The organism is Pedobacter sp. N36a (assembly GCF_014472395.1).
Lineage (GTDB): Bacteria > Bacteroidota > Bacteroidia > Sphingobacteriales > Sphingobacteriaceae > Pedobacter.
Map to the genome: position 1 here is coordinate 25,064 of NZ_JACSZW010000013.1, position 14,504 is coordinate 39,567.

The window sequence follows — 14,504 nt, forward strand, 5'->3', positions numbered from 1 at the left end:
ATTCACCCTACCAACAATTTTCTGCGCTATACCTATTGAAGGAAATAGGATATGCAACACCCCATAGATAAAGAACTACTAAAAAAATACCTGAAAGATGCTTGTACGCCCAGCGAGCTGGAAATAATACGCGGGTATTTAGGCAGACCAGGTACTTCCGCAATTTTGCAGGAGCTGATCGCTGAGGAATCAGCAGCAGACTGGGAGCGCGCCACAAATGCGCCTGTAGAACTTGATGAACAGCTCATCAGCTGGCAGTCGAAATTTGAACAGCGTAAAGCTTCCTTAAGCGATACCCCAAAAATCACTAAAGGCTTTTTCAGAAGGAACAACTTTCTAAAATATGCTGCGGTACTGAGCACGATCATTTTAGGAATTGGTATCTATACCTTTAACAGCTTCCAGAAAAAAGATCCCATAGCCGCCGTTCAATTGTCCATGAAAACTTTTACTACCGTAAAGGGGCAGCGGGCAAAGGTCACCTTAACCGATGGAACCATCGTTTACATGGGAGCAGGAAGTACCTTGGAATATCCAGAGCAGTTTAAAGATTCCATCAGAGGTGTATCCTTAAAAGGAGAAGCGTTTTTCGACGTGGCAAAGAACCCGAGGCAGCCATTTATCATCCAGACAGAGAACATTCGCACCCAGGTATTGGGAACCTCCTTTAAAGTGAATGCCATTTCAGGAAAGCCCTTTCAAGTGCAGGTGGCTACTGGAAAGGTGAGAGTGGATCGTATAAACGAAGGACAAAGAGAGGAGCTCGCCATCTTGACCCCCGGACAGCAGTTGAGTTTAAAAACTTTAAATGACCAGGCGGTTTCCAGCGAAGCAGCCGTTGCAGATATTCAGGGCTGGAAAAATTCAAGATTGGTTTTCAAAGACCAGACGATTCAGGAAATCTCGGAACAACTGGAGCGCGCTTACGATGTTCGCTTTACGATCAAATCTCCGAAAAAAGCAGCTGCAGTAGTGACGGTCACCCTCCAGGATAACATTCCTTTAAATGAAACGCTGCGGGTGTTAAGTGCCGGCGCACATTTCAAATATCAGATACAAGGTAAAAATATCATCATTAAATAAGGAAAGGCGGTTATGACGGATTAGTTACTCAAAAAAAAACGTCCCCAATGGCCCTGGCAGGTTAAAGGGAACGCTTCATTAAATTCTTCCTGTCTGCAATGTTTTCGACGACACATAGACAGGATGAAATGGCAGCCGGAAAACCGGCTCATACACCTATTATTAGCCCAAAGGGCATTTTAACACGTATAACATTCAAATATATGCAAAAAGGATCAATAGCTAATCCTTCACTTTTGGAGGAACCCGGTGGTTCCAGATTTTTAAGAATAATTTATTTGCTGATGAGATGTTCATTTGTCCTGTTGTTTACTAAGCTGACCATGGTAGGTATGCTGTATGCCAACACCGTAACTGGACAGGATCTGAACCGAAAGGTGGATCTGAAACTGGAGGGAGTTGGGGTAAAAGAAAGCCTGCTTCGTATAGAAGCCAAGACTGGCGTTAAGTTTCTGCTTCCACAGAAGGTGCTGGATATCAGCACCAAAAAAGTAAACTTGACCACAAATGACATGACCGTTGCGGAAGCCATTAAAAATGTGCTTTCCAATTCCGGTTTAAGGTATAAAGTGGTGGAGCATTATGTAGTGATTGAAGCCATCCCGGTTCAGCAACGAATTACGGGTAGGGTAACCGACGCCGCAAACAAAGAAAGCTTGCCTGGGGTATCTATCCAGATTAAAGGCCAGCAGCGTGGTACCTCCACAGATGCCGATGGTAATTTTAGCCTCAAGCTTACAGAACCGGAAGTGACGCTGGTATTCAGTTACATGGGCTACAATACCAGAACCGTTAAAGTGGATAAAAACAGCGTTAACCTGAATATCGCCATGACGGCTTCCAGCAATGCCCTAAATGAGGTGACCGTGCAGGCCAGAAGAAAAGCGAATACAGAAGTTGCCGTATTGGACGAAAGAAAGAAATCTTCCGTGATCCAGGACGCGATTTCTTCTCAATTGATAGAACGTACGGGAAGTATCACCACTACGCAGGCTTTACAGCGCGTATCAGGGGTAACGGTAACCGATGATAAATATGTCGCGATCCGCGGTTTAGGCGATAGAAGTGTAATCGGACAATTGAATGGCGTTCGTCTGGCTTCTTCAGATCCAGACCGCAGTACCATTCCTTTAGATTTAGTACCCGCTTCCTTATTGGATAACATCACCATTTATAAGACAGTAACGCCGGATAAGCCTGCCGACGCAGCAGCGGGTATCGTGGAGCTGAAAACCAAATCTGTTCCAGAAAAAGAAACCTTTGAAATCATCGCGCAAAGCGGATTGAATTCAAATGTAGGTTTAAATGGTCAGTACAATAGCTTCTGGAACAGTGATATGGGAACTTTCGGGGGAAAGATCAAAGACAAGAACTTAAATCATGATTTTAAAAACCTGGCCAAGCAATATCCCGACGGACTAGGTTCTATTCAAAGCATGATTGCCAATAGTAATTATAGCCCGACTGCCTACCAGGAAGTCAACCGAATCAATAAAATCATGCAGTCTTTTGATCCGGTAATGACTACCCAATACAAAAAAGCACCCTTAAATCAATTGTATTCCGCAACTTATGGAAACAGCTATGAAGTGTTTAAAAAACATAAAATAGGCCTGATCCTGGGTGGGAATTACTACCGCCGCATCACCGATATTTCTGGTGGAGATTTAACACAATACAGTATTTATCAGGGGGTGGTAACTGGTAACCCAGATGTATACAGCCCAAGGAATATTCCAAACTACATCACACCAAACAGTCTGTATATGGGAAAATATCAGACCTATAAAGAAAATACTGGTGTAGAAACCCTCAATTATGGTACGCTCGCAGGTTTAACCTATCGTTTCAACAGCCGAAACGAAATCAGTATGCAGTATTTGGGCAGCTGGGGCGGAGAAAGTAAGGCGACCAACCTATACGGACGTTATGAATATACCGGCTTACCAGGGGAGGTATATACCACCACCTATTCCCTGAAACAGACTTTCCGCAACCTGAACACGTTCAACTTACAAGGAGAGCATAAATTTCTGGATACAGAAATGTCGCCTCGCTTAAGCTATAATGTGGCCAGCTCCAGGTCTAAACAAAACGACCCGGATTTCCGTTTCGCGAGTTTAGTAGACTATATGCCTAGAGGCGGTGGCTGGTATTCAAGACCAGGAATTGGTGCTGGAAGTACTTCTGATGGTCTGACCTACACGAGGCATCTGTATGCCTTAACCTCCGGTTATGTGAATGGATTTGGCCCTTACGGCATCATGCAGGCAGAACCAAACGGACGCAGATGGCGTAACCTGGATGAGAAAAATTACAACTATAAAGCAGATCTAAGCATCCCTTTTAAATTATTCGGACAGACCCAGCAGTTTAAAACAGGGATCAACTATTTGTTCCGCGACCGCTCTTTCACAGAGAATCAGCTGTTCCTGCCAGGCTCTAACTTTACGACGAATAAAGCGATCCCATTGTACGATGTGGAAGGCGACCTGAACCGACTGGTCAGCAGTCAGATGATCGGCGTTAAGGTACCTTCAGCCAATCAGGGCGAAGGGATGATGCCTATCGGAGGCTTCTTATACAACACCCAGAAATCTCCAAACAACTATACCGGCTATTTTGAAACGAACGCAGTGTACGGGATGGTAGATTTGAAAATCACGGAGAAACTTCGTGTAGCAGGTGGCGTACGTTTCGAAACCACTAATATCGGATCGAAAGTCGATACTGCAGGGGTATTCTTAGATCCTTCATTAACTGCAGGGGGCGCCAATGGCGGAAAGATTCCATTGAATCCGATCAACCCTAATTCAGTATACAAAACAGGTTTCAAGCCATATTACTCTGTCAATGCGACCTATGCCTTAAACGACAAAATGAATTTCCGTACGGCCTATAACACTACTTTGGCCAGACCAGAGTTAAGGGAAATCACCAACGTGTTTGAATTCGATGCTTTCCAGATGGGATTGGTCGTAGGTAATCCAAACCTGAAAAACCAATCTACACAAAACCTGGATTTCAGATGGGAATGGTTCCCGGAAAAAGGTGAAGTATTGGCGGTCTCTGCATTCGGCAAACGCATTCAAAATCAATTGGTAAAGGTATTCAGTCTGCAAACCGCAGGTTTAGCCGCAACTTATCCTGAGTTTCCAACCATTCAGTTTCAGAATGATCCTAACATCGGTAGGGTATGGGGATTGGAGTTGGAAGTAGTGAAAAGCCTGGGTTCTCTATATGATCCTTTGAAAAATTTCTATTTCGGTTCTAACTTATTACTGGCACAGAGTGACATCAAAAAAACACCGGAACGTTATGAAGCCATCCGTTCACTGGACCGTTATACGCCAAAAAACTCTCCGCTGTTTGAACAGGCACCATACTCGATCAACCTTTGGTTAAACTATGAAAACCCAAAATCGGGCACTGATTTAACCATGACCTTTAACATGGTAGGTGAGCGTTTGGTACAAATTAACCTAACGGGAGAACCGGATTTGTATACCCAGCCAGTACCTGTATTGGATTTTGTGTTCAGTCAGCGGATTACCAAAAGCCTGAAATTTAAAGGATACGCCAAGAATATCCTGAATCCGGATATCAAAACTGTTTACGCCAATCCTCAGACTGGTGGTAAATGGTACGGTAACGAATACATCAACCGCAGTTTTACCCGTGGTGCAGAAATTATGCTGGGCTTTACCTATAACCTTCTTAAATAATGAATAAGCTAAAATATAAATTCCTCCCCCTGTTTTTCCTGGCCGCAATGCTTTTATTTCAGGCTTGTAAAAAGGATAAGCTGAATTTTGAGGCAGATAAACGCGTTTTAACGAAAAATCGTGCAAATTCTACTGCTAGGGTGATCAATCTGGCCATGTATAATCAGGTGATTGCCAATGGCGATAGTCTGACCAGTTTTCTTACTCCAGCGCCAACTCCGGGATCGCCGCCTAAATTGCCAGGAACGGATTATTTCCCTGTCAACGGCTACCTGACTAAAATCTGGAATGTGCCCCAAGACCTTTTTAATGCACAGGAAGTGGTAAAACTGGATTTTATGACCAGATCTTATCAGGCCACATTAGGAAAAGATATCAAAACGGAAGTCAGAAATGATGACAATAATCCTACGGATTATTTCCTGATGCCCACCTTTGCGATGGAAGGACAGCCAGACGTAGTTCCGGTGAAACGAGGCGTTTCGGCACCCTCAAAGCCTGATCATTTTAAAATCAGGATCGTCAACCTTTCCGGTACAATTACAAACCCTGCCTTCAACAGCAGCGGCCGCCTGGAAGATTTAACAGGCCGCGTATCCCTGGCTTATTCGGATGGTTCCCTGGTCAATACACAAACCAGCAACATGAATTCAGTCAACCTGGCCTCCGAATATATAGAGCTGCCTTATGGCACCTATCAGTTTAAAGTGCTGATGGAGGATGGCCGACAAATGCCGGCCCTGGGTTCTGAATTGAATCCATACACCATTCTTGATCCACCAACCTCTACTATCCCAAGAACAATCACGAATTCTACCGCTTTAACTTATGCGCCAATTCAAACGTATCAGCCTGGCGGGATTTACACGATTTTGGTCGCTCCACAACGTTTCAATTATTTAATTAATGAGAATTCTGAAACCGCTGATACCTACCAGAATTCCTTCCAGATCCTGAATGACAATACACCTGCGGTTAACAATACCTATTTCCGCATACAGGGTGTGAATGCCTTAAACACTGAAAAAGTAAGTTTTAGAGTAGATGGTAAAACCATTTCAACGGATCTTGGCTTCGGCGCTGCTGGTGCTTACAGCAATTTCATTCAGGGTACGCATACCATCGAAGCAGTAGATGCCTCAGGTAAGGTCATTGCAGCAGGCGCAGAAGTACTTCGCCCCGCGCAAAATTATACCGCCTGGTTATCTCCAGATGCTGCAGGAACACCTAAACTATTAATTGTAGCCAACGATTTGAGTGGTGCAACTTATACCGGCGGTCCAGCCCAAGAAGATGCTACTTATGCCAGAAATCAGTTCCGCTATTTCTTCTTTAAAAGGTTCTTAAATCTGTCGACTGGCAACCCGTATATCACGTTTACGCTAAATAATGGACAGTCTATTTCGACTCCCGAAGACCATCCAAATGCAGGTGTCAACCTTCAGCCGGGAATGCCATTGTTCGAGCGTCCTTACGTAAGCAGCAATTATGCACAAAGTGCGTATGAAGTGATGGCTTATCGTTCTAAACCTAACGTAGTTCCTGGGGTTTGGGCAAACGACATAGAAGTCCTGAAAAATGATGCCTTTATCGCCAATAAAGACTTGTATCTGCGTCCGGGAAGGGCATTGCCTGTACATGAGCCGGGTATTTACACCGTAAGCTTAATCGGGCAATCAGGAACGGGAAGCGCGCCAGCCACCAAAGCAAAAATGATCATTATCAAACATAACAAATAATGAAAAAGATTAAATTATTTCAAATGAACACCACATTCGTCTGGCTGGTAGCTTGTAATTTCCTGCTGCTGACCTCCGGCTGTGTGAAAGTCGAATACAGTAAAATTAAGGAGCCTGCTTACCTGCGCGTGTTCAATAACCTGAACTATGTGCAAACGCTCGGCAGTAAAGACAATAAAGTTCCGTTTTTCTGTATGTTGATCAACCCGGTTGTGGATGCCAGCGGTATGCCCGTTAGTGCAGAAATTGTAGGTGATTTCCTGGATCAGCGGGATGCTTATGCGCCGCCATACCCATCACATATCGGAAACAGTACTTCGGTCAACAATCCGGAGTATCCTGGAAAAGAAAATGTATTGGTTGGTCCGATTCTAAACGGTTTTGATTTGAGTAGCTGGGCACAGGTGCCATCTGGAAAAGTACGCATTATGTTCGCTTACCGACCTAAAAATACAGTGCCATTTTTCCAATTGGAAAACCATCTTAAAAAGGACATTTTGATCGATACCACCATCAATTTAACGAATCAGGAGGTGTATACACTGCACCTGCTGCAGAAAGATTTTGTGAGCAAAAAAACTGGTGTGCTATTGCGTCAGGAGATTTTCCATAAACTTCCGCTGTCGGACTCTCTAGCTTATGTGAATTTCTATAACATGAGTGCAAAAGGGTATTGGCAAGCCGATAAATCCCTTAAAGAAGACAATTTTTTGCTGGCCAGTTTTCAGTGGGGAATGAAAGATGACATGAACGTTTATCTCTCGCTTTACGAAGATCAGAATTTAATGAGTAAGAACGGAGCCACTGTACCTGGATATAAAGGGAAATACTTTGCCAGTGTGAAGTTAAATACCGAAAGTCCGGCGGTGAGTCCTTATTCGAGCTTCCCGATCTGGGCCAGTAAATCAGCCAATGGCATCACCACCAACATCTGGCAGCGCTTCGACTTCTTTGTACCGGGAATGGACATTACCACCAACCCATTCTATGACGGTTCTACGGATAATGGAGGAAACTGGGTTTCTGTGAATTGCCTGCGAAATGGTCAACTCAGAATGGAGAGCAATGATAACGCTGCGATTTTGCCCAACCTATTGGTCAACATCCACTCAGGACTGAATAATCCAGCCACATTCGCTACCGTAAACACCATTGAAGTTGTAAACGGGAAGGTTTATTTAACTACCGTTCAAAGGAAATATGCACCGCCAATTTATTAAGAATATGATTTTCATCGAAAAAAGAAAATATTGGAGTAAAACGCTGATGATACTGGCCATAGGCATGCAAATCTTATTGCTGGCTTCCTGTAAGCATGATGATTTAACGATTGCTGCACCGAACGAAAACATTCGTCCGGCAGGCGATTTTGTGAAGAACAACTATGAAATGCGCTTGTTTTATGCAGCCCTTAAAAAAGTAGGCTATGCAGATGAGCTCAATGGAGCAGGTCCTTTTACCGTATTGGCACCTACAGATGAAGCTTTCAATAGGATGGGGGTTTATAATCCTTCAGATTTTGATAAAATGAATCAGGATAGCCTAAAAAAGGTAATCGGATACCATTTGATGCCCCGTAAATTGAGGGTCAGCGATATTCCAAATAACGGAATTGATGTGCGTTATACCACTTTATCTGATGCGGATCTGTATGTATCCAGAGCATCTAGCAATCCAAATGGAGGGGCAGAAAATGAATTGTATTTTTCTGGATCTGAAGTCATGCGACAAGATGTGGTACTGGCCAATGGGACCCTGCAGGTGCTGGATAACGTGATGAAGCCTAATTTCAATAAAACCGTACAAGCCTGGCTGGCCGGACATCCGGATTATAGTGTGTTTGTGAGCGGTTTAAAGAAGTTCAACCTATGGGATCAACTGGCGGGAACAGCAGAATTCACCATTTTTGCGCCCACTAACGAAGCCCTTAAAAACCTGGGAATTACTGCTGCTTCCTTGAATGAAATGGATACCAGCAAATATGAGGGAGATCTGCTTTTTGGAGTTTACCTTTTATACAATAAACACTTTTTTGTGTCCGATACTCAGGTGTTCTCCAGAATCAATTCCAATGGCTCCTTTAATTATTACCTGAAGGACAGCAGCTATTACATGACTTTCGGAGGCGGAAAACTCTACCCCACCTTTAAACTTGGTTTTGGATTAACCTTGCGTCCAGGTGGACCGACAGGTAGTCCTATCCAGTCAGCGACCGGCAGCATCGTCGCAAAAAATGACAATTTATGTAGCAACGGGCTTGTTCATCACCTGGCTGATGGAATGGTAACACCAGAACAAGCGATAAAAAAATAAGATATCATGATGAATATGAGAAATTTAAGGTCAGTTATTTTATGCTCAGGTCTGCTGCTGTTTGCGGCTTGTACCAAAAGCGAATTCCTACCTGACCCGGCAGGAAGCCAGGTTCCTTTTCAACCGGAAGCCACACAAACTGTAGAAGAATTGTTAGCGGCATCTCCAGCGAAACTTTACTACAGCGCCTGGCAAAAAAGTAACCTCAAAACGATCTTGAAAGACAAGAGCAGCAAACTGGTATACACTGTTTTCGCACCAAATGATGCGGCAATGCAGGCTGCGGGTTTAACTGCAGCGGCAATCGCTCAGATGCCCGTAGCAGAACTGGATAGCTTAATGATGTTTTATACAACACTAGGGCCGGTTACGCAGCAAGAATTGACCCAGCGGGCCGATAATTTTGTAGTGAAAACATTGCTGCAGCACCCAGGTCTTTACCTTCCTTATTATGAAAATACAGGTGAAGGAGCAAATCGCTATGACCTCTATTATTATAAAAACTATGTAGGGATCAAAGGAGAATCCTTACTGATCAATGGCAAAAACTCCGGTAAACTGAACTATTCGCCAGCGGTCAACGGTGGACTTTATCTGCTGGAAAAAGCCATAGAAAAGCCAACAAAAACCATTTTAGAAGCTTTAAAAGCGGATGGCAGATTTACGATATTTCTGGAATCCCAGCGCCTGGCAGATGAAAGTTATATCGAGGCCATGATCAATGATATGGAGCCGCTTTTTGGCTATAGACCTGAACCGGAAGAAGTGCTGCCCTACATCTCCAATCGAAGGCTGTATAGCGTTGGATGGGGCATCAATGCGCCGATTTACCAAGGTTATATCGGGCCAAATATCACGATATCTACCTTATTTGCACCAACAGATGAAGCTTTTCATCAAGCAGGATTTCAAACCCTGGCAGATGTGATGAAATTCAATGAACGCAGTGCCGGCACGATTCATTTCGATGAGAATTTGTTTTATGGAGTAGGTGGATATCCGATGGATACGGTTTACAATTTTCACCGCGATTGGGGAAGGATGTTCCAGCCTGTGACGAATGGTGGTGATAAAGCTACCGCTAATGCTACAGTATTCTACGGCAACGTGCTCAATGCTGGACTGAATGATTACATGGTGAATGCGGGGGGAAACCCACCTGCCGAATTTGCCTATAAAATGCCTATCGAATTTTCATCAGTAAATAACAGCATCCAGATGAAGGCAAAAGACTCCGCATATCCGGCAGCAACGGTAATAGCTACCGACATCAACACCTTAAATGGACCTATCCATGTGGTGGATCGTTTGATTTTTCCTAAAGGATTTAAATTAAAATAAACATGGCAAATTTATATAAAAAGAACGCCTTACTTTCTTTAGTACTGCTGACCGTATTGGGTTCATCATGCAGTAAGGATGACCAGAAAAACAGCAAATACGATAACAATAAGATCAACCTGGTCATTGCCGATAACTTTAATCTTTCGGCATTTAGTACGGCCTTAAAACGCAGTGGGTTAGACAAGTATTTACAGGAAGGTGCAGGTCCCTATACTGCATTAGTGCCTTCAGACGCGGCCTTCTCCGCTGCGGGATATTCAGGTCCGGTAGCGGTCATGACGGCCAATCCCAGCCTCATTTCGCGGATAGCGAACTACCACACGCTGGATGGAAAGTACGAACTGAACAAGCTCCCTTTCCTGTTTAATCAGGAGCTGCGTTCCCGCGGAGGTAAGTTATATGCAACGCATTGGATCAAAGGTCAGGATACGATCCTGACCCTGAATGGCTCCAGAGTCATCTCACAGAACATTCCGGCTTCCAATGGATTGATTCAGGTGCTAAACCGTGTGCTGACACCCTATTTGCATGATTTATTGGGCGATGCCATCGCCGCAGAAGCCAGTACCACGCTTTTTACCCAGGCTTTAAGAAGTTCCGGGCTGTTAGCAACCATTAACGAAGCAGGTCCTTACACCATTTTTGCCCCTAATAATAGGGCCATGGAGGCAATAGGCTATGGCAGTGTTGAACAAATCAACAACACCGATCCGGCTGTTTTGAAGCGTTTCGTAAACTACCACGTGGTAAAAGACAGAAGGTTTATTTACGATTATGTGTTGAGTACCGGACCTTCTCAAATGAGTTTGCAAGCCATGTTAGACGGTAATTCCGTGACAATGACCCTGCTGCCAGATGAAACTGCAGCAGAGCGTTTTAAAGGAATTACACTCAAAGGAATCGGAAATACCACTCAGATCAAAGTGGTTAAACAAGATGTCCTTTCTGGAAATGGGGTATTACATATTATTGATGGCGCTTTGCGAATCACCCAGTAAAAGGCTTCGTAAACCAATTAAACTTAAAAAATGAAGAAAATATATTCAGTCGTTATGCTTTGCGCCCTGATGTTGGTGTCGTTTTATAGCATGGCGCAAGAAACAAGTGGTTCCTTAACCGGACAGGTGAAGGATGCCAAAGGTTTAGCGATCCCTGGTGCTACAGTTGTGGCTATCCATACACCATCGGGTACACGTTACGCCATGTCGGCGGATAAAGATGGCCGTTATTTCTTAAACAATCTCCGCATTGGCGCACCTTACCTGGTGACCGTTTCCACCATGGGGATGCAGAATGCAGTACGAAATGATATCGCTGTTCGCCTGGGCGGCAGTCAGCAACTCAACTTTGTGCTCTTGGAAGACGCACAGGAACTGAAAGGAGTAGAGGTGTCCGCCAGGAAAACGTTCCGCCAAAAAGCAGACAATTACGGGACGGGTAAAAATATCAGTGCGGAGCACGTGAAAAACATGCCAACGATCAGCAGAAGCATTACGGACATTACCCGTTTAACCCCTCAAGGCAGCCGTGATAATAGTTTCGGCGGTACCAACTTTAGGTACAACAACGTGACCATTGATGGTGCGGTGAACAACGATGCCATCGGTTTTAGTCCTTCGCAAGGCGGACAAACTGGTACTTCAGGGATGAATGGCAGCAGTACCAGAACCAATCCGGTTTCTTTAGATGCCATAGAAGACATGCAGGTTTACCTGGCACCGTTTGATGTGAAAATCGGAAACTTTACCGGTGGATCGGTCAATGCCGTAACCCGCAGTGGTACCAATACGGTAACAGGTTCTGTGTATGGATTAGGAAGAAACGCTGCATTAACCAGCAAAGATCGCGTAGGTAGTCTGGGCAAAATGAACGCTGATTTTTATGATTATCAGGCTGGTTTCCGCGTCGGTTTTCCGATCATTAAAAACAAACTTTTCTTTTTCAGTAATGAGGAAATCACGCGCCGACAAGACCCTACACAATTATCAGTAGGTACGGCAGAAACTGATGCTATTTTCAGCATAGCAGACGCACAGTCTATTGCCAATACGGTGAAAACAAGGTACGGAAGCATCTTTGATGCAGGTACTGCCGATGTGTATACCAACTGGAGCAAATCGCAGAAGTTCTTTAACCGTTTAGACTGGAACATCAATGATCAGCACCAGCTGGCGATCAGAAACAACACGATTTTCAGTAAAGCCACACACATGGACCGTGATCAGCAGGATTTTCGCTTCAGCAGTATGGCTTTCCTGCAAGAAAATAATCAGACGAGTACGGTTGCCGAGCTGAAAAGCAGGTTCAATAATGAGTTGTCAGGTAATTTGTTGGTCGGCTTTACCCATGTAAATGACAGCAGGGATCCATTAAGTGACCCCACCTTGCCCCAAGTGCAAATTATGGGACGCACACCAGGAACTACCATTTATTTAGGTACAGATCGCGAGGCGAGTATCTTCAATATGAAACAGAAAACCTGGGAATTTACCGCAAACTTAAACTGGACAAAAGGTCGTCACAAGTTCTTAATCGGTACACATAACGAGTTGTACAACATTCAATATGGTTTTGTCAACTCCTGGAATGGTCGTGTGGATTATCAGAGTATTGAAGATTTTACGAACAACAATCCTTACCGCGTAAGAGGCAGTTACCATTATTTTAACAACAGCAGAGATTACTTATTGGCAAATCCGGCAGCAGATTTCAACGTCAATATGTATAGTTTATATGTGCAGGATGAAATCAGGATCAGTGATAAATTACGCCTCACACCGGGACTGCGTGCGGATTTCGTGAATTTACCTACCATGCCGATGTTAAGTGATAAAGTCCGCGACGTCCTTGGAGATCCAAATTTTGGACATACTTACACTTATACGCCATTGAACCGCATCAACAATAAATTCTTAAATAAGCTGCAATTATCACCGCGTCTAGGTTTCAGATACGATGCCCTGGGTGATCAAAAATTGATCCTAAGGGGTGGAGTGGGCATGTTTACCGGTCGTATTCCTTTTGCATGGTTAGCTTACGCTTATTACAACACCGGGAATAGTTTTGGTGCGATTGATCAGCGGGCAGAACAGCAGGCGTTCTTACCGGGTACAGATCCGATTAAACCAAGCCCGAATGGCATTGCTGGATTTATCGAACAAAACGGAACGGTAATCAATAACCCAAATAGTGGTAAGACACAAGTCGACCTGGTAGATAATGGTTTTGAAATGCCGCAGGTATTGCGTGGAAGTTTAGGGATTGATTACGAAACGGAAAACAACTGGCGCTTTACTGTAGAAGCAATGTACACCAAAAACTTAAAAGATGTGTTGTTCCAGCAATTGAATACCAAAGACAATCCGCTTTATTATGGTTACGACAAAGAAAAGCAGCAGCCAGTTTATGGTGGCGAAGCAGATCCGCGTTTCTCTAATATTTACTTGCTGAGCAATACCAAAGAAGGCTATCGTTACAGTTTAACGGGTACCATTGCCAGAACCTTCATCAATGCGCTGAATGTGAGTGCATCTTATACCTACGGACAATCAAAAGATTTAAGTAATGGGGTTCGTAACTCTATGGAAAGTAACTGGCAGTTAAACCAGGCTTTGATTCCAAACCACCCAACATTAAGTCCAAGTAATTTTGACATTCGCCACCGCATTGTCTCTACCATCAGCTATAACCAGGAATGGAGCAGAGCCGGAAAAACGAATATCAGCCTGTTCTTTAGTGCACAATCGGGCAGTCCTTTTACTTATGGAATTGTAAATGGAAATATCCAGGGATTGCCACAGCAAGTGAGTTTAACCTACATCCCATTAAGAGAAGAAGCGATCCGTTATTTCAAAGACATTCCAACGGCAACTGCGGCGCAGCAGGCAGCAGCATTTAATCAGTTTATTGATGGAAATGAATACCTGAGCAGCAGAAGAGGAAGATATACAGCGCGTAACAAAGGAAGAACACCATGGAATGTTCAGGCTGATTTACACCTTTCCCATGAGCTGTTTGTGAACGCTGCGAAATCCCAGTCTTTAAGCTTTACGGTGGATGTGATGAATGTGACCAATCTGATCAGCAAGACCTGGGGTGTTCAGTATTTCTCAGCAAACACGTTTAATTCCACCAGTAGTGTGGGCTTAACACCTTCGCTGTTCCCGCCTCAGCAAAATGAGGGTAATTATCCCGTGTTTACTTTTAATAACCCTGGTCAGCCCTACAGCATCGATTATTTTGGATCAAGAGCGCAGATGCAGTTGGGATTGAGGTATACCTTTTAGTTCAAATAGATTAG

General features: G+C 44.0%; 8 protein-coding genes. All 8 read left to right on the top strand.

The genetic code is table 11. The annotated features are described in order from the left end of the window. The first annotated feature begins 51 nt into the window (after positions 1–51). Positions 52–1,083 (top strand): FecR family protein, encoded by a 1,032-nt coding sequence (locus H9X96_RS20335; RefSeq protein WP_187668045.1) that lies wholly within the window; start codon positions 52–54, stop codon positions 1,081–1,083. Positions 1,084–1,367: 284 nt separating this feature from the next. Then, positions 1,368–4,808: a TonB-dependent receptor gene (locus tag H9X96_RS20340; RefSeq protein ID WP_187668046.1), complete on the top strand. Its 3,441-nt coding sequence runs from the start codon at positions 1,368–1,370 to the stop codon at positions 4,806–4,808. Next, positions 4,808–6,547 carry a DUF4397 domain-containing protein gene (locus H9X96_RS20345; protein WP_187668047.1) on the top strand — a complete coding sequence of 580 codons (1,740 nt, stop codon included), beginning with the start codon at positions 4,808–4,810 and terminating at the stop codon, positions 6,545–6,547. Before H9X96_RS20340 ends, H9X96_RS20345 begins: the two co-directional genes overlap by 1 nt. Beyond that, positions 6,547–7,767, top strand: a complete 1,221-nt coding sequence (locus H9X96_RS20350) for a hypothetical protein (RefSeq protein ID WP_255431185.1) — start codon at positions 6,547–6,549, stop codon at positions 7,765–7,767. Before H9X96_RS20345 ends, H9X96_RS20350 begins: the two co-directional genes overlap by 1 nt. A gap of 4 nt (positions 7,768–7,771) precedes the next feature. Continuing rightward, the gene (locus H9X96_RS20355) at positions 7,772–8,860 is read left to right on the top strand and encodes a fasciclin domain-containing protein (RefSeq protein WP_187668048.1); all 1,089 of its coding nucleotides are present in this window, start codon (positions 7,772–7,774) and stop codon (positions 8,858–8,860) included. Positions 8,861–8,866: 6 nt separating this feature from the next. Then, complete coding sequence (locus H9X96_RS20360) at positions 8,867–10,201, top strand: hypothetical protein (protein ID WP_187668049.1); 1,335 nt, start codon at positions 8,867–8,869, stop codon at positions 10,199–10,201. A 2-nt stretch (positions 10,202–10,203) separates the two neighbouring features. Then, positions 10,204–11,202 carry a fasciclin domain-containing protein gene (locus H9X96_RS20365; protein ID WP_187668050.1) on the top strand — a complete coding sequence of 333 codons (999 nt, stop codon included), beginning with the start codon at positions 10,204–10,206 and terminating at the stop codon, positions 11,200–11,202. A 30-nt stretch (positions 11,203–11,232) separates the two neighbouring features. Then, complete coding sequence (locus tag H9X96_RS20370; protein WP_187668051.1) at positions 11,233–14,490, top strand: carboxypeptidase regulatory-like domain-containing protein; 3,258 nt, start codon at positions 11,233–11,235, stop codon at positions 14,488–14,490. Positions 14,491–14,504 lie beyond the last annotated feature (14 nt).

What these genes read in the sequence shown, in the direction of transcription:
- H9X96_RS20335 (WP_187668045.1), top strand. Translation starts at nt 52, where the DNA reads ATGCAACACCCCATAGATAAAGAACTACTAAAAAAATACCTGAAAGAT.
- H9X96_RS20340 (WP_187668046.1), top strand. Translation starts at nt 1,368, where the DNA reads ATGAGATGTTCATTTGTCCTGTTGTTTACTAAGCTGACCATGGTAGGT.
- H9X96_RS20345 (WP_187668047.1), top strand. Translation starts at nt 4,808, where the DNA reads ATGAATAAGCTAAAATATAAATTCCTCCCCCTGTTTTTCCTGGCCGCA.
- H9X96_RS20350 (WP_255431185.1), top strand. Translation starts at nt 6,547, where the DNA reads ATGAAAAAGATTAAATTATTTCAAATGAACACCACATTCGTCTGGCTG.
- H9X96_RS20355 (WP_187668048.1), top strand. Translation starts at nt 7,772, where the DNA reads ATGATTTTCATCGAAAAAAGAAAATATTGGAGTAAAACGCTGATGATA.
- H9X96_RS20360 (WP_187668049.1), top strand. Translation starts at nt 8,867, where the DNA reads ATGATGAATATGAGAAATTTAAGGTCAGTTATTTTATGCTCAGGTCTG.
- H9X96_RS20365 (WP_187668050.1), top strand. Translation starts at nt 10,204, where the DNA reads ATGGCAAATTTATATAAAAAGAACGCCTTACTTTCTTTAGTACTGCTG.
- H9X96_RS20370 (WP_187668051.1), top strand. Translation starts at nt 11,233, where the DNA reads ATGAAGAAAATATATTCAGTCGTTATGCTTTGCGCCCTGATGTTGGTG.